The organism is Zestomonas insulae (genome assembly GCF_016901015.1).
Classification (GTDB): Bacteria; Pseudomonadota; Gammaproteobacteria; order Pseudomonadales; family Pseudomonadaceae; genus Aquipseudomonas; species Aquipseudomonas insulae.
On the sequence record NZ_JAFEUP010000001.1, the window covers coordinates 808,954 to 825,444 of the forward strand.

At 64.5% G+C, this 16,491-nt stretch carries 16 protein-coding genes; 7 read left to right on the forward strand and 9 right to left on the reverse strand.

Translation table 11 applies throughout. The annotated features are described in order from the left end of the window. Positions 1-26: 26 nt before the first annotated feature. The 8 genes from rseP to rpsB form a co-directional block, all read right to left on the reverse strand. Positions 27-1,379 carry a sigma E protease regulator RseP gene (rseP, locus tag JQX08_RS03925; RefSeq protein WP_204914866.1) on the reverse strand — a complete coding sequence of 451 codons (1,353 nt, stop codon included), beginning with the start codon at positions 1,377-1,379 and terminating at the stop codon, positions 27-29. A gap of 15 nt (positions 1,380-1,394) precedes the next feature. Further along, positions 1,395-2,585, reverse strand: a complete 1,191-nt coding sequence (gene ispC / locus JQX08_RS03930; RefSeq protein WP_204914867.1) for a 1-deoxy-D-xylulose-5-phosphate reductoisomerase — start codon at positions 2,583-2,585, stop codon at positions 1,395-1,397. Then, positions 2,582-3,409, reverse strand: a complete 828-nt coding sequence (locus tag JQX08_RS03935) for a phosphatidate cytidylyltransferase (protein WP_204914868.1) — start codon at positions 3,407-3,409, stop codon at positions 2,582-2,584. The genes ispC and JQX08_RS03935 overlap by 4 nt, the downstream gene beginning before the upstream one ends. Next, positions 3,403-4,164, reverse strand: a complete 762-nt coding sequence (gene uppS, locus JQX08_RS03940) for a polyprenyl diphosphate synthase (protein WP_204914869.1) — start codon at positions 4,162-4,164, stop codon at positions 3,403-3,405. Before uppS ends, JQX08_RS03935 begins: the two co-directional genes overlap by 7 nt. Positions 4,165-4,179: 15 nt before the next feature. After that, complete coding sequence (gene frr / locus JQX08_RS03945; protein ID WP_204914870.1) at positions 4,180-4,737, reverse strand: ribosome recycling factor; 558 nt, start codon at positions 4,735-4,737, stop codon at positions 4,180-4,182. Continuing rightward, positions 4,734-5,477 carry a UMP kinase gene (pyrH, locus tag JQX08_RS03950; protein WP_204914871.1) on the reverse strand — a complete coding sequence of 248 codons (744 nt, stop codon included), beginning with the start codon at positions 5,475-5,477 and terminating at the stop codon, positions 4,734-4,736. The genes frr and pyrH overlap by 4 nt, the downstream gene beginning before the upstream one ends. A gap of 175 nt (positions 5,478-5,652) precedes the next feature. Further along, positions 5,653-6,516, reverse strand: coding sequence for a translation elongation factor Ts (gene tsf / locus JQX08_RS03955; RefSeq protein ID WP_204914872.1), 864 nt, complete (start codon positions 6,514-6,516; stop codon positions 5,653-5,655). A gap of 122 nt (positions 6,517-6,638) precedes the next feature. Further along, positions 6,639-7,379, reverse strand: a complete 741-nt coding sequence (gene rpsB / locus JQX08_RS03960; RefSeq protein ID WP_204914873.1) for a 30S ribosomal protein S2 — start codon at positions 7,377-7,379, stop codon at positions 6,639-6,641. 263 nt (positions 7,380-7,642) lie between these two features. Between rpsB and map the strand changes: the two genes are divergently transcribed. From map to JQX08_RS03995, 7 genes are all read left to right on the forward strand, one after another. Then, positions 7,643-8,428, forward strand: a complete 786-nt coding sequence (gene map / locus JQX08_RS03965; RefSeq protein WP_204914874.1) for a type I methionyl aminopeptidase — start codon at positions 7,643-7,645, stop codon at positions 8,426-8,428. 33 nt (positions 8,429-8,461) lie between these two features. Beyond that, positions 8,462-11,164, forward strand: a complete 2,703-nt coding sequence (locus tag JQX08_RS03970) for a [protein-PII] uridylyltransferase (protein ID WP_204914875.1) — start codon at positions 8,462-8,464, stop codon at positions 11,162-11,164. A 52-nt stretch (positions 11,165-11,216) separates the two neighbouring features. Further along, complete coding sequence (dapC, locus tag JQX08_RS03975) at positions 11,217-12,413, forward strand: succinyldiaminopimelate transaminase (protein ID WP_204914876.1); 1,197 nt, start codon at positions 11,217-11,219, stop codon at positions 12,411-12,413. Positions 12,414-12,415: 2 nt separating this feature from the next. Then, positions 12,416-12,763, forward strand: a complete 348-nt coding sequence (locus JQX08_RS03980; RefSeq protein WP_204914877.1) for an ArsC family reductase — start codon at positions 12,416-12,418, stop codon at positions 12,761-12,763. A gap of 49 nt (positions 12,764-12,812) precedes the next feature. Continuing rightward, positions 12,813-13,847 (forward strand): 2,3,4,5-tetrahydropyridine-2,6-dicarboxylate N-succinyltransferase, encoded by a 1,035-nt coding sequence (dapD, locus tag JQX08_RS03985; RefSeq protein WP_204914879.1) that lies wholly within the window; start codon positions 12,813-12,815, stop codon positions 13,845-13,847. Positions 13,848-13,940: 93 nt separating this feature from the next. Further along, complete coding sequence (locus JQX08_RS03990) at positions 13,941-15,146, forward strand: aminotransferase class V-fold PLP-dependent enzyme (protein ID WP_204914881.1); 1,206 nt, start codon at positions 13,941-13,943, stop codon at positions 15,144-15,146. Next, entirely contained in the window at positions 15,143-15,556 is a 414-nt protein-coding gene (locus JQX08_RS03995) for a SufE family protein (RefSeq protein WP_204914883.1), read from the forward strand. The genes JQX08_RS03990 and JQX08_RS03995 overlap by 4 nt, the downstream gene beginning before the upstream one ends. Before the next feature lie 32 nt (positions 15,557-15,588). On the opposite strand, the gene tcdA is transcribed toward JQX08_RS03995, so the two are convergent. Then, positions 15,589-16,392 (reverse strand): tRNA cyclic N6-threonylcarbamoyladenosine(37) synthase TcdA, encoded by an 804-nt coding sequence (tcdA, locus tag JQX08_RS04000; protein WP_204914885.1) that lies wholly within the window; start codon positions 16,390-16,392, stop codon positions 15,589-15,591. Between the last annotated feature and the right edge of the window lie 99 nt (positions 16,393-16,491).

A 16,491-nucleotide genomic window follows, 5' to 3' on the forward strand; every position in this document is an offset into this window, starting at 1 on the left:
CAGCAGATTTGTCATTCGATAAGTCGTTACAGACGGCTCAGATCATTGACCAAGGCAAGCAACATCACCCCGACGACCAAGCTGATACCGATCTGCATCCCCCAACCTTGTACCCGCTCCGACAAGGGCTTACCCCTTGCCCATTCGATCAGGTAAAACAGCAGATGCCCCCCGTCTAGAACCGGGATTGGCAAGAGATTCAAAACCCCCAAACTGATGCTCAGATAGGCGAGGAAGTTGAGAAAATCCACCACGCCTGACTGGGCTGAAGCGCCCGCCACTTTAGCAATGGTTATCGGCCCGCTCAAGTTTTTTACCGAGAGCTCGCCAAACAGCATTTTCTTCAGCGAATCAAGGGTCAAGGCACTCATAGCCCAGGTGCGACGGAAGCTTTCACCCACCGACTCCAGCGGTCCGAAGCTGACTTCGCGGAGCATTTCCGCCGGCCAGTCGACACCCTCAACGCCGGCACCGAGATAACCACTGCGCGCCTTGCCCTCCCCGCGCGCCATCAGCGTCAGACGCACATCCTGCTCCGCGCCATTGCGGCTGACGCGCAGCGAGATGGCTTCCCCCGGCCGCCTGCGCACGTAGTCGACCAGCTGCTGCCAGTCGCCCAGCACGACGCCATCGACACTCACCAGCCGATCACCCATTTGCAGGCCAGCCGCCTGGGCCGGCCCTTTCGGATCAAGCTGAGCAAGCACCGGCGGCAGCTGTGGACGCCACGGACGAATCCCGATCGAGGCAATCGGATCGGGATCCTCCGCACCGCGCAGCCAATCCTGCAGCCGCAGCTGATAGGTGCTTTCCGTGCTGGCGCCGCTGTCGCGCACGGTCACCGCCAGTGCGCCGCTTTCGCCCAGACGCCGCACCAGCTGCAGGCTGACCGCAGCCCAACCCGGCGTACGCTCACCATCCACCGCGACAATCTCCTGCCCGGCAAGCAACCCCGCCTGTGCCGCCAGGCTCTCGGCCTCGACATCACCGATGACCGGGCGCACCTGCTGGCTGCCGAGCATTGCCAAAATCCAGAAGAACAGCAGCGCGAGCAGGAAGTTGGCAATCGGCCCCGCCGAAACGATGGCAATGCGCTGAAGTACCGACTTGCGATTGAATGCCTGATCGAGCAGTTCAGGCGCGACCTCACTCTCGCGCTCGTCGAGCATTTTCACGTAGCCACCCAAGGGGATGGCAGCCACCACGAACTCGGTGCCCTGCCGGTCATGCCAGCGAAACAGCGGCGTACCGAAGCCCACGGAAAAACGCAAAACTTTGACACCACAGCGGCGTGCGACCCAGAAATGGCCAAACTCGTGGAAGGTCACCAGCACACCCAGCGCGACTAGTAACCCTAGAACCATGTACAGAGTGCTCATTACCGCCCTCCTGCCTTAGCGATCATGGTGTTTGAGCCAGCCTTCGGCCGCGCAACGCGCCCGGGCATCGGCCTGCAGAATGCAATCCAGCGTGGCGGCGTCGGCCACTGTTTCCAGATTCAGCACTTCGTCGATGATACTCGCGATCTCCGGGAACCGGATGCGCCGCTCGAGAAACGCAGACACCGCCACTTCATTGGCGGCATTGAGCATGGCCGGAGCGGTACCGCCCGCCTCGGCTGCCTGCCGCGCCAGACGCAGGCACGGAAAGCGCTGTATATCCGGCGGCGTGAAGTCCAGGCGCCCGACCGCAAATAGATCCAGCGGCGCGACCCCAGAATCGATGCGCTCGGGCCAAGCCAGCGCGTGGGCGATCGGCGTGCGCATGTCCGGATTACCCAGCTGCGCGAGCACCGAGCCGTCGACATAGTCGACCAGCGAATGAATCACGCTCTGCGGGTGAATCACCACCTCCACCTGCTCGGGCCGGGCATCGAACAGCCAGCACGCCTCGATAAGTTCGAGCCCCTTGTTCATCATGCTGGCCGAATCGACCGAGATTTTCCGACCCATCGACCAGTTGGGATGGGCACAGGCCTGCTCCGGAGACACCGCCGCCAGCGCCGCCAATGGCGTTTCGCGGAACGGGCCGCCCGAAGCGGTCAGAAGAATACGCCGCACCCCAGTCACCTGCAGGCCACGCGAGTAGTCACTTGGCAGGCACTGAAAGATGGCATTGTGCTCGCTATCGATCGGCAGCAGCACCGCGCCGCTCTCACGCACCGCCTGCATGAACAGGGCGCCGGACATGACCAGCGCCTCCTTGTTCGCCAGTAGCACTTTCTTCCCTGCCTGCACGGCGGCGAGGGTGGGCTTGAGTCCGGCCGCACCGACAATTGCCGCCATCACCGCATCCACTTCGGCAGCAGAGGCGACGGCACACAGCCCGGTCTCGCCGGCCAGCACCTCGGTGGCGAGACCGGCGGCACGCAACTCGTCCTGCAAGCGCTGAGCGGAGCGTTCATCCGGAACCACCGCGTAACGCGGGCAATGACGCAGACACAGCGTCTTCAACTCAGCCAGACGCGAATAGCCACTCAGGGCATACACCTGATAGCGCTGCGGATGCCGCGCTACCACATCGAGCGTACTGAGACCGATGGAGCCAGTGGCACCAAGGACCGTGATCAGCTGCGGACTACTCACAATGAACCCCAGCCCGCACTCCACAACAGCACGGTGAAGACCGGGATGGCAGCGGTGAGGCTGTCAATGCGATCAAGCACCCCGCCATGCCCCGGAAGCAGATTGCTGCTGTCCTTGATGCCCGACTGGCGTTTGAACATGCTTTCGGTCAGATCACCTACCACGGAGATCAGCACCACCGCAGCAGCGCCCAGGAGCCCATAGAGGAAATCGCCGAGCACCCAGTCACGGTACAGCCCCACAGCAACCACGATGAACAGGCTGAGCAGCAGACCACCGATCAATCCCTCCCAACTCTTGCCCGGACTGACTTGCGGGGCGAGCTTGCGACGGCCAAAGGCCTTGCCGGAAAAATAGGCACCGACATCGGCCGCCCACACCAGCACCATGACCGCCACAATCAGCCAGTTGGCCAGTGGCCACTCCTTGAGCAACACCAGCCCCTGCCAGGCGGGCAGCAGGATCAACAAGCCGATCCCCAGCTTGACGACTGCATCGCCCCAGAAGCGACTGGTCGCCGGGTACCCCAGCACCAGGAAGACGGCGAGCAACCACCACAGCACCGCGAGCAGCAATACAGCACCGGCGACCCACGGCGCGCTATCGCGCAACGCAAAGAGCACCAGAATCAGACCGGCGACCAGCGCCGCATAACCGACGCGCCCGACCTGCGCGGATACACCCGCCAGTCGCGCCCACTCCCAGGCACCCAGCGAGACCACACCGGCGATGAACAGAGCGAACGCCGCCCCGTCGAGCCAAAAGAAGCCACCCAAGGCAATGGGCAGCAGAATGAGAGCGGTAATGATGCGCTGCTTCAGCATTGGGCGCGGGCCTCGGCTTCCACCTGTTCACTGGTCTTGCCGAAGCGGCGTTGCCGGGTCGCGAAGGAGGCCAAGGCTTTCTGCATGGCCTCCTGCTTGAAGTCCGGCCACAGCAGATCGGAGAAATACAATTCGGAATACGCCAACTGCCAGAGCAGGAAGTTGCTGATGCGGTGCTCGCCACCGGTGCGAATGCACAGATCGGGCAACGGCAGGCCAGCGGTTACCAGCTGCCCCTGCAGCGCCTCAGGGGTAATATCGTCCGGGCGCAGACGCCCTTCCTGGACACCTTCCGCCAAGCGACGCGCAGCCTGGGTGATGTCCCACTGGCCACCGTAATTGGCGGCGATCTGCAGCGTGAAGCGCGAATGCTCGGCGGTCGCCGCTTCAGCCTTGACCATGGCGGCCTGCAGCTCCGGATGGAAGCGCGATCTATCGCCAATGATGCGCAAGCGAATGCCGTTGGCGCTCAGCCGCCGCACTTCACGGCGCAGCGCAGTGAGGAACAGCTCCATCAGCGCGCTGACTTCTTCGGCCGGTCGCTGCCAGTTCTCACTGGAGAAGGCGAACAGGGTCAGTACCTCGACCCCTGCCTCGGCACACACTTCGATGACCGCGCGCACCGCATCCACGCCAGCCTTGTGCCCGGCGACACCGGGCAGCAGGCGTTTCTTCGCCCAGCGATTGTTGCCATCCATGATGATCGCCACATGGCGCGGCACATTGGCCAGGCGTGCAGCTTGCAGCTTTTCCATTCGCGGCACTGTCCGTCAGACAGCCAGAAGATCGGCTTCTTTGGCCTCGAGGGACTTCTCGATGTCAGCCACGAATTTGTCGGTCAGTTTCTGGACTTCGTCGGCGGCGCGGCGCTCTTCGTCCTCGCTGATTGCCTTGTCCTTGACCAGGTCTTTCAGCTGCGCGAGGGCATCGCGACGAATGTTGCGCACTGCGACGCGCGCGCCTTCGGCCTCGGAACGCGCCTGCTTGGTGAAGCCCTTGCGGGTTTCCTCGGTCAGCGCCGGCATCGGCACGCGAATAGTGGTGCCAGCCGTGGCCGGGTTCAGGCCCAGGTCGGAGGTCATGATCGCCTTCTCGACAGCCTGGATCATGCCGCGATCGAATACGGTCAGCGCCAGCGTGCGGGAATCCTCGGCGATCACGTTGGCGATCTGACGCAGCGGGGTATCGGTACCGTAGTAGGACACCATCACGCTATCCAGAATGCTCGGGTGCGCGCGGCCGGTGCGGATCTTCGCGAAGGCATGATTCAGCGATTCCAGGGATTTCTTCATGCGCTCCTGCGCGTCTTGCTTGATCTCGTTGATCATTGTTCGCCCTCCTCGATCAGTGTTCCTTCAGCGCCACCCACCACAACATTCAGCAGGGCGCCGGGTTTATTCATATTGAAGACCCGCAGCGGCATCGCGTGATCGCGGCACAGGCAGATTGCCGTCAAATCCATCACGCCCAGCTTGCGGTCGAGCACTTCGTCATAGGTCAGACGCTCGAATTTCTCCGCATGCGGATCCTTGAACGGATCGGCAGTGTATACGCCATCGACCTTGGTGGCTTTCAATACGACATCCGCATCGATCTCGATCGCCCGCAGACAGGCCGCGGAGTCGGTGGTAAAGAACGGATTGCCGGTGCCGGCGGCGAAAATCACCACTTCACCGGTCTTCAGGTGGCGCATGGCCTTGCGGCGATCGTAGTGATCGGTGACGCCCACCATGGAAATAGCCGACATGACGATTGCCGGTATGTTCGAGCGCTCCAGCGCATCGCGCATCGCCAGCGCGTTCATCACGGTGGCCAGCATGCCCATGTGGTCACCGGTGACCCGATCCATGCCGGCCGCGCTCAGCGCCGCGCCGCGGAACAGGTTGCCACCGCCGATCACCAGACCGACCTGCACGCCGATGCCGACCAGTTGGCCGACTTCCAGAGCCATGCGATCGAGCACCTTGGGATCGATGCCGAATTCTTCCGAGCCCATCAGGGCCTCGCCGCTAAGTTTGAGCAGAATGCGTTTGTAGCGAGGTTGGCGACCACTCACCTGCTGAGCCATGCGTATCTCTCCTGCGGCGCTAGGGAACCGGAGCCACTGCGACTCCAGACTTGTCGAGCGCTAAGACAGCGCCCGGGAACATTCATTGCATCGCGCAAGCCTTATCGCTGCACGTTGAAAAAGAGGCTGCGCGCGTGAGCGGGCAGCCTCTTCGGGGCGACAGTATAAAACCGTCTTACTGCTTGGAAGCGGCAACCTGTGCAGCAACCTCGGCAGCGAAATCGACTTCTGCCTTCTCGATGCCTTCGCCCACTTCGTAGCGAATGAAGGAAACGACTTCGGCGCCGGCTTTCTTGGCCAGATCACCGACCTTGACTTCCGGATCCTTGACGAACGGCTGCTCGACCAGGCTGGCTTCGGCGAGGAACTTGTTGATACGGCCTTTGACCATGTTCTCGACGATGTTTTCCGGCTTGCCAGCGATCTTTTCGGCGTTCAGCGCCAGGAAGATTTCTTTTTCCTTGGCGATGGCTTCTTCGGAAACCTGCGACGGGGTGACGAACTGCGGGTTGCTGGCCGCAATGTGCATGGCGATGTCTTTGGCCAGCTCGGCGTCGCCGCCTTTCAGGGTGACCAGCACACCGATGCGGTGGCCGTGCAGGTACGCACCGACCACGTCACCTTCGGCGCGAGCCAGGCGACGGATGTTGACGTTCTCGCCACACTTGGCAACCAGCGCTTCGCGGGCGGATTCGCGGGAAGCGATCAGCGGCGCGGCGTCGGTCAGGTTCTGCTCGAAGGCTTCGTTCAGGCTGTCTTTGACGAACGCCTTGAAGTCGTCCTGCAGGGCCAGGAAGTCGGTCTGCGAGTTGACTTCGATGATCAGGCCACGCTGACCTTCGACGCGAACGGCGATCGAACCTTCAGCAGCGATGTTGCCGGCTTTCTTAGCAGCCTTGATGGCGCCGGAGGCACGCATGTCGTCAATGGCTTTTTCGATGTCGCCGCCAGCGGCAACCAGTGCTTTCTTGCACTCCATCATGCCTTGGCCGGTGCGCTCGCGCAGTTCTTTAACCAGGGCTGCAGTAACTTCTGCCATGTTCTTAATCCTCTTGAATCGGTGGTCAACCATTCAACCCGGATACCGGGTACAAATTCCAAAGTGGCAAAAAGGGGGCCTAGCCCCCTTCTTGCGCAACGGGTGACGTTGGTCGCCCGCTATCAGCCTTCGCTGGCCTCGGAGGCAGCTTCTTCGACGAACTCGTCGGCGCCGCCCACGCTGTTGCCACGGCCGCGAGCCACGGCTTCGGACATCGCGCCCATGTACAGCTGGATGGCGCGGATGGCGTCATCGTTGCCCGGGATGATGTAGTCAACGCCTTCCGGGCTGCTGTTGGTATCGACAACGCCGATTACCGGGATGCCCAGTTTGTTGGCTTCGGAGATGGCGATGCGCTCATGATCGACGTCGATGACGAACAGCGCGTCCGGCAGGCCGCCCATGTCCTTGATACCACCCAGGCTGCGGTCCAGTTTTTCCAGATCGCGCGAACGCATCAGGGCTTCTTTCTTGGTCAGCTTGGCAAAGGTGCCGTCCTGGGACTGGGTTTCCAGCTCGCGCAGGCGCTTGATCGAAGCACGGATGGTCTTGTAGTTGGTCAGCATGCCGCCCAACCAGCGGTGGTCGACGTACGGCATGCCGCAACGAGCAGCTTCTTCGGCGACGATTTTGCTGGCGGAACGCTTGGTACCAACGAACAGGATCTTGTTCTTGCCGGCCGCCAGCTTCTCAACAAAGCTCAGGGCTTCGTTGAACATCGGCAGGGTTTGCTCGAGGTTGATGATGTGAATCTTGTTGCGCGCGCCGAAAATGAACTTGCCCATTTTCGGGTTCCAGTAACGGGTCTGGTGGCCGAAGTGCACACCGGCCTTCAGCATATCGCGCATATTGACTTGGGACATGATCGTTCCTTAGTAAGTCGGGTTAGGCCTCCACGCATCCCGATGACCAACCCGCGACTGTGTCACAGGCACCCAGGTCAACGTGTCGATACGTGTGTGGGTTTAGGCTTTCCGGGTAGACGTCCCCGAAAGCGGCGCATTTTATAGCACAAAGCGCCGCAAGCTGGAAGCCATAACCTTGCTGTCGTGCGTGCACCCCGACTTCAAGCATTCCGCCGCAAGCTGTTACCATACGCCCTTTCCCTCTGCGCCCGAGAGCCATCATGACCGTCACTATCAAGACGCCCGAGGAAATCGAAAAAATGCGCGTCGCCGGCCGTCTGGCCGCCGAAGTGCTGGAGATGATCGGCGACCACGTCAAACCCGGCGTGACCACCGACGAACTGGACCGCATCTGCCACGACTACATCGTCAACGTGCAGCAGGCCATCCCGGCGCCGCTCAACTACAACGGCTTCCCCAAATCGATCTGCACCTCGATCAACCATGTGGTCTGCCACGGCATTCCCAATGACAAGCCGCTGAAGGACGGTGACGTGATCAACATCGACGTCACGGTGATCAAGGACGGCTACCACGGCGACACCAGCAAGATGTTCATGGTCGGCAAGGTACCCGAATGGGCCCAGCGTCTCGCCAAGGTCACCCAGGAATGTCTCTATATGGGCATCGAGATGGTGCGCCCAGGCGTCCGCCTTGGCGACATCGGCGAAGTGATCCAGAAGCACGCCGAGAAGAACGGTTTCTCCGTGGTCCGCGAATACTGCGGGCACGGCATCGGCGCGGTGTTCCATGAAGAGCCGCAGGTGCTGCACTACGGCCGCGCCGGTACCGGCATGGAGCTCAAGGAAGGCATGACCTTCACCATCGAGCCGATGATCAACCAGGGCCGCCCGGAAACCCGTCTGCTCGGCGATGGCTGGACCGCCATCACCAAGGACCGCAAGTTGTCGGCGCAGTGGGAACACACTCTGGCGGTCACCGCCGACGGCTACGAGATCTTCACCCTGCGCAGCGACGACACCATCGCCCGCACCTCGCCCCGTTGAGACGCTTCGCTTCTTATAAATAAGGAAGGCCGCATGCCGCAGGTGGATCCCGAGTTGTTCGACCGCGGACAGTTCCAGGCGGAACTGGCCTTGAAGTCCAGCCCCATCGCCGCCTTCAAGAAGGCCATTCGCGCCGCGCACGAGGTGCTCGACGCGCGCTTTCGCAAGGGCCGCGACATCCGCCGTCTGGTCGAGGACCGTGCGTGGTTCACCGACCAGATCCTGCGTGAGGCTTGGGCGCGCTTCGACTGGAGCGAAGACGCCGACATCGCCCTGCTGGCGGTCGGCGGCTACGGCCGCGGCGAGCTGCATCCTTATTCCGATATCGACCTGCTGATCCTGCTGGATAACGCCGATCACGAGACGTTCCGCGACCCGATCGAGCGCTTTCTGACCCTCCTCTGGGACATCGGCCTGGAAGTGGGCCAGAGCGTGCGCTCGGTCGACGAATGCGCCGAAGAGGCGCGCGCCGACCTGACAGTGATCACCAACCTGATGGAAAGTCGCACCATCGCCGGCCCGGAACGCCTGCGCCAACGCATGATCGGCGTCACCGGCACCGATCAGATGTGGCCGAGCAAGCACTTCTACCTGGCCAAGCGCAAGGAACAGCGCAACCGCCACGCCAAGTACAACGACACCGAGTACAACCTCGAGCCCAACGTCAAAGGCTCGCCCGGCGGCCTGCGCGACATCCAGACCATCCTCTGGGTGGCGCGCCGCCATTTCGGCACGCTCAACCTGCACGCCATGGTCGGCCAGGGTTTCCTCCTGGAAAGCGAATACGCCATGCTCGCCTCGGCCCAGGAGTTCCTCTGGACCGTGCGCTACGCCCTGCACATGCTCGCCGGCCGCGCCGAAGACCGCCTGCTGTTCGACTACCAACGCAGCATCGCCGGCCTGCTCGGCTTCGAGGACAACGACGCCAAGCTGGCCATCGAACGCTTCATGCAGAAGTACTACCGCACGGTGATGAGCATCGCCGAGCTGAGCGAGCTGATCGTCCTGCACTTCGAAGAAGCCATCCTCGGTGCCGACGAAACCGACCAGGTGCGCCCGCTCAACAGCCGCTTCCAGGTGCGCAACGACTACATCGAAGTAGCGCACCTCAACGTGTTCAAGCGTACCCCGTTCGCCATCATGGAAATCTTCGTGCTGATGGCCCAGCACCCGGAGATCAAGGGCGTGCGCGCCGACACCATCCGCCTGCTGCGCGACCACCGCTACCTGATCGACGACGAGTTCCGCCACGACATCCGCAACACCAGCCTGTTCATCGAGCTGTTCAAGTCCGAGCAAGGCATCCACCGCAACCTGCGGCGCATGAACCGCTACGGCATCCTCGGCCGCTACCTGCCGGAGTTCGGCCATATCGTCGGGCAGATGCAGCACGACCTGTTCCACATCTACACGGTCGACGCGCACACGCTGAACCTGATCAAGCACCTGCGCAAACTGAAGTGGCCGGAGCTGGCGGAGAAATTCCCGCTGGCCAGCAAGGTCATCGACAAACTGCCGAAACCCGAGCTGATCTACCTCGCCGGCCTCTACCATGACATCGGCAAGGGCCGCGGCGGCGACCATTCCGAAGTCGGCGCGGTAGACGCCGAAGTGTTCTGCGCGCGCCACCAGTTGCCCATCTGGGACAGCCGGCTGATCGTCTGGCTGGTCAAGAACCACCTGGTGATGTCGACCACCGCGCAGCGCAAGGACCTCTCCGACCCACAGGTGATCCACGATTTCGCCCAGCAGGTCGGCGACCAGACACACCTCGACTACCTCTACGTGCTGACCATCGCCGACATCAACGCGACCAACCCCAGCCTGTGGAACTCCTGGCGCGCCAGCCTACTGCGCCAGCTCTACACCGAAACCAAGCGCGCCCTGCGCCGTGGCCTGGAGAACCCGCTGGACCGCGAGGAGCAGATTCGTCAGACGCAGAGCGCCGCGCTGGACATCCTGGTGCGCGAAGGCACCGATCCGGACGACGCCGAACAGCTGTGGTCGCAGCTCGGCGACGACTACTTCCTGCGCCATACCGCCGGCGACGTGGCCTGGCACACCGACGCGATCCTCCGTCACGCCAGGCGCGACGAGCCGCTGGTGCTGATCAAGGAAACCTCGCAGCGGGAGTTCGAGGGCGGCACGCAGATCTTCATCTACGCCCCGGACCAGCACGACTTCTTCGCCGTGACCGTGGCGGCCATGGACCAGCTCAACCTGAACATCCACGACGCCCGAGTGATCACCTCGACCAGCCAGTTCACCCTCGACACCTACATAGTGCTCGACGCCGATGGCGGGCAGATCGGCGACAATCCCGCGCGGATCAAGCAGATTCGCCAGGGCCTGGTCGATGCACTGAAGAACCCCGACAACTACCCGGCGATCATCCAGCGCCGCGTGCCGCGCCAACTCAAGCACTTCACCTTCGCCCCGCAGGTCAACATCTCCAACGATGCCCAGCGCCCGGTGACCATGCTCGAGATCACCGCACCCGACCGCCCCGGCCTGCTCGCGCGGATCGGCAAGATTTTCCTCGACTTCGATCTGTCACTGCAGAACGCCAAGATTGCCACCCTGGGCGAGCGCATCGAGGACGTGTTCTTCGTCACCGACGCGCACAACCAGCCGCTGTCCGACCCGCAGCTGTGCGCGCGTCTGCAGCAGGCGATCATCGAACAGCTGTCGCCGACCCGCGACGCCACCAGCGACCTCAGCCGCATCAGTATTTGAGCCTCACAGACCACGCCCTGCGGGGCGCGGCCGGATTACGCAAGAGAAAGCCATGAACCCAGCACTCGCCCACCTGCAGCCCTACCCCTTCGAGAAACTGCGCGCCCTGCTTGGCGGCGTTCAGCCGCCAGCCGGCAAGTCGGCCATCGCCCTGTCCATCGGCGAGCCCAAGCACCGCTCGCCGAGCTTTGTCGGCGAAGCGCTGACTGCCAATCTCGAGCAGCTGGCGGTGTACCCGACCACCCTGGGCATTCCCGCCCTGCGTGAAGCCATCGCCCACTGGTGCGAGCGGCGCTTCCAGGTGCCGGCCGAGTGGCTCGACCCGGCGCGCCACGTGCTGCCGGTCAACGGCACCCGCGAGGCACTGTTCGCCTTCACCCAGACCGTGGTCGATCGCGAGCATAAGGGCCTGGTGGTCAGCCCCAACCCGTTCTATCAGATCTACGAAGGTGCCGCCCTGCTCGCCGGCGCCGAGCCGCACTACCTGCCGTGCCTGGCGGAAAACGGCTTCAACCCGGACTTCGACGCGGTCAGCGCCGAGACCTGGCAGCGCACCCAGATCCTCTTCCTCTGCTCGCCCGGCAACCCGACCGGCGCGCTGATTCCGCTGGACACCCTCAAGCGCCTGATCGCCCTGGCCGACCAGTACGACTTCGTGATCGCCGCCGACGAGTGCTACAGCGAGCTGTACTTCGACGAACAGAATCCGCCGGCCGGCCTGCTCAGCGCCTGCGCAGCGCTGGGCCGCCGCGACTTCAAGCGCTGCGTGGTGTTCCACAGCCTGTCCAAGCGCTCCAACCTGCCGGGCCTGCGCTCCGGCTTCGTGGCCGGCGATGCCGATATCCTCAAGGCGTTCCTGCTCTACCGCACCTACCACGGCTGTGCGATGCCGGTGCAGACCCAGCTGGCCAGCGTCGCCGCGTGGAACGATGAAGTCCATGTGCGCGCCAACCGCGTGCTGTATCGCGAGAAGTTCGACGCGGTGCTCGACATCCTCGCCCCGGTGATGGACGTGCAGCGCCCGGATGGCGGCTTCTACCTGTGGGCGAAGTCGCCGACCGACGACGCCACTTTCACCCGCGAGCTGTTCGCCCACGAGCACGTCACCGTGGTGCCGGGCTCCTACCTGTCACGCGAGGTCGATGGCTTCAACCCGGGCGCCGGGCGCGTGCGCATGGCCCTCGTCGCGCCACTGGCCGAATGCGTCGAAGCCGCGCAGCGCATCCGCCACTTCATCCAGGGGCTGTGACCATGAGCATCACCCTGTACGGCATCAAGGCCTGCGACACCATGAAGAAGGCACGCACCTGGCTCGACGAGCACGGCGTCAGCTATGCCTTTCACGACTACAAGGCGGTCGGTATCGACCGCGGCAACCTGGAGAAGTGGTGCGCCGAGCACGGCTGGCAGACCGTGCTGAACCGCGCCGGCACCACGTTCCGCAAGCTCGACGAAGCGCAGAAGACTGATCTCGACCAGGCCAAGGCCATCGAACTGATGCTCGCCCAGCCGTCGATGATCAAGCGCCCGGTGCTCGATCTCGGCGCCAGTACGCTAGTCGGCTTCAAGCCCGAGCAGTACGCCACCGCTTTCGCCTGACAGACGCAGGCCCCCGAACAAATCATCTGAATTCGCAAGAGGAATCATCATGTCCAACTCGCTCTACAGCCTGGCCTTCGGCGTCGGCACCCAGAACCGCCAGGGCAACTGGCTGGAAGTCTTCTACGCCCAACCGCTGCTCAATCCGGCCGCCGAGCTGGTCGCCAAGACCGCCGCCGTACTGGGTTACAGTGGCGGCAACCAGGCCATCGCCTTCACCAGCAACCAGGCCAGCGAGTTGGCCGAGGCGCTGAAAGGCGTCGACGCCACCCAGGCCGCGCTGCTCACGCGCCTGGCCGAGAGCCAGCGTCCACTGGTCGCCACCCTGCTGGCCGACGACGCCGCGCTGAGCTCCACCCCGGAGGCCTACCTCAAGCTGCACCTGCTCTCGCACCGCCTGGTCAAGCCGCACGGGCAGAACCTCACCGGCATCTTCCCGCTGCTGCCAAACGTGGCCTGGACCAGCCAGGGCGCCATCGACCTCGCCGAGCTGGCCGAGCGCCAACTGGAAGCGCGCCTGAAGGGCGAGCTGCTGGAAGTCTTCTCGGTGGACAAGTTCCCGAAGATGACCGACTACGTGGTGCCGAGCGGCGTACGCCTGGCCGACAGCGCGCGCATCCGCCTGGGCGCCTACGTCGGTGAAGGCACCACGGTGATGCACGAAGGCTTCGTCAACTTCAACGGCGGCACCGAAGGCCCGGGCATGATCGAAGGCCGCGTCTCCGCCGGAGTGTTCGTCGGCAAGGGCTCGGACCTCGGCGGCGGCTGCTCGACCATGGGTACCCTGTCCGGCGGCGGCAACATCGTCATCTCGGTCGGCGAAGGCTGCCTGATCGGCGCCAATGCCGGCATCGGTATCCCGCTGGGCGACCGCAACATCGTCGAGGCCGGGCTGTACGTCACCGCCGGCACCAAGATCGCCCTGCTCGACGAGCAGAACCAGCTGGTCAAGGTGGTCAAGGGCCGCGACCTGGCCGGCCAGGCCGACCTGCTGTTCCGCCGCAACTCGCAAACCGGTGCGGTCGAGTGCAAGACCAACAAGACCGCCATCGAGCTGAACGAGGCGCTGCACGCGCACAACTGATCCTATAGTCGTAGGGCGGGCTCGCCGCAGCGCGGCGGCCCGCCACGGCGTACCGCCCGGCCGGGCGGCTACGCCCTACGCTGGGAGCCTGCAATGCCCCTGAATTCCCCCTGGCGCGCCGACTTTCCGGCCCTCGCTGCCCTCGAGGCAGAGGGTCAGACCTACCTCGACAGCGCCGCCACCAGTCAGAAGCCACGCGCGTTGCTCGATGCGCTGCACGGCTATTACCTCGGCGGCACCGCCAACGTGCACCGTGCCCAGCACCTGCTCGGCGAACGGGTGACCCGTGCCTTCGAGGCCAGTCGCACCACCGCGGCGCGCTGGCTGAACGCGGAGAGCCCCGGGCAGATCATCTTCACCCGCGGCTGCACCGAGGCGATCAACCTGCTGGCCTATGGCCTGGAGGCGCAATTCCATGCCGGCGAGCAGCTGGTGGTCGGCGCCGCCGAGCACCATGCCAACCTGCTGCCCTGGCAACAGCTGGCCCAGCGCCGCGGCCTGGAGCTGGTGGTGCTGCCGTTGAACGCCGACGGCGAGATCGACCTGACCCAGGCGGCGCAGCTGATCGGGCCGAAATGCCGGCTGCTCGCCGTCGGCCAATTGTCCAATGTCCTCGGCCGCTGGCAGCCGTTGCCCGAGTTGTTCGCGCTGGCCCGCGCCAGCGGCGCGCTGACGGTGATCGACGGCGCGCAGGCTGCAGTGCATCAACGCCCCGACATCCAAGCGCTGGACTGCGACTTCTATGCCTGCTCGGCGCACAAGCTCTACGGCCCGGAAGGCGTCGGCGTGCTGTATGGCCGCGAAGACGCGCTGCAACGCCTCAATCACTGGCAGTTCGGCGGCGAGATGGTGCAGGTCGCCGACTACCAGCACGCCACCTTCCGCCCCGCGCCGCTCGGCTTTGAGGCCGGCACCCCGGCGATCGGCGCGGTGATCGGCCTCGACGCCAGCCTCGACTACCTGGCCGGCCTCGACCCGCGTGCAGTCGCCACCCATGAAGCCGAGTTGCATGGCTTGCTGCTCGATGGCCTGCGCCAACGCAGCGGCGTGCGGATAGTCGGTGCGCCGCAGGTGGCGCTGGCCAGCTTCGTCGTCGACGGCGTGCACAACGCCGACCTCGCCCACCTGCTCGGCGAACAGGGCATCGCCGTGCGCGCCGGCCACCACTGCGCGATGCCGCTGTACAAGCAGCTCGGCCTCAGCGGCGCGGTACGCGTGTCGCTCGGCCTGTACAACGACGCCAGCGACCTGGAGCGCTTCTTCGCCGCCCTCGACCTGTCCCTGGAGCTGCTGCAATGAGCCTGCCGGCGCGCGCCGAAGCGGCATTGACGGCGTTCACCCAGGCCAGCGGCTGGGAGCAGCGCGCACGCCTGCTGATGCACTGGGGCGAGCAACTGGAGGCCTTGAGCAGCGCCGAATGCAACGAGACCAACCGGGTGCACGGCTGCGAAAGCCAGGTCTGGCTGATCGGCGAGCACAGCGGCGAGCACTGGCGGTTTCGCGCGGCCAGCGATGCGCGGGTGATCCGCGGCCTGCTGGCGGTGCTGCTGGCGCGGGTCGAGGGCCTCAGCAGCGCGGAGCTGCTGCAACTCGATCTGGACGCCTGGTTCGCCCAGCTCGGCCTCGGCCGCCAGCTCTCTCCTTCGCGCAGCAACGGCCTGCACGCCGTGTTGCAGCGCATGCGCGCGCTGGCCACCGGCCAGGCTTAGCGCTCGCTCCCAAATCGAGACTGCTTAGCTGCTCAGGCCTGGCGTTCCGCTGGCCGCCGCGCGCCGGCGACCAGCTTGTCGACAATCTTTGCCGCCGCGGCCATGCCGAAGCTGGCGGTGACCATCATCACCGCGCCGAAGCCGCCGGCGCAGTCGAGCTTGACCCCCTCGCCGACGAAACCCTTGGCCTGGCACACCGTGCCGTCCGGCTTGGGGTAGCGCAGCTGCTCGGTGGAGAACACGCAGGGCACGCTGTAGGTGCGCCCCGGGGTGCGCGAAAAGTTGTAGTCGCGGCGCAGGGTCGAGCGCACCTTGGCGGCCAGCGGGTCGTTGAAGGTCTTGTTGAGGTCGGCGATCTGGATCTGCGTCGGATCGACCTGGCCGCCGGCGCCGCCGGTGGTGACGATCTGGATCTTGCGCCGCTTGCACCAGGCGATCAGCGCGGCCTTGGCGGCGACGCTGTCGATGCAGTCGATCACCGCATCGAGCTGCTCGGTGATGTACTCGGCCATGGTCTCGCGGGTCACGAAGTCGGCCACCGCATGTACCACGCAGGCCGGGTTGATGGCACGCAGCCGCGCGGCCATGGCGTCGACCTTGGCCTGGCCGACCGCACCGTCGAGCGCGTGAACCTGGCGGTTGGTGTTGGTGATGCACACGTCGTCGAGGTCGAACAGCGAGATCTCGCCCACTCCGCTGCGCGCCAGCGCTTCCGCCGCCCAGGAGCCGACGCCACCGATACCGACTACGGCGACGTGCGCGGCGGCCAGCCGTTCGGCACCGTCACGGCCGTAGAGACGGGCGATACCGCCGAAACGCTGTTCGTCGATTGGCATGCTGCAGGGCTCCCTGTAGGGACAAACGGGCGCGCATTATAAGAGGCGTAGCGCGGCGCGAGCCATGCGCGGCGCGCCCGGCGCCAGCTGGCGGACGAC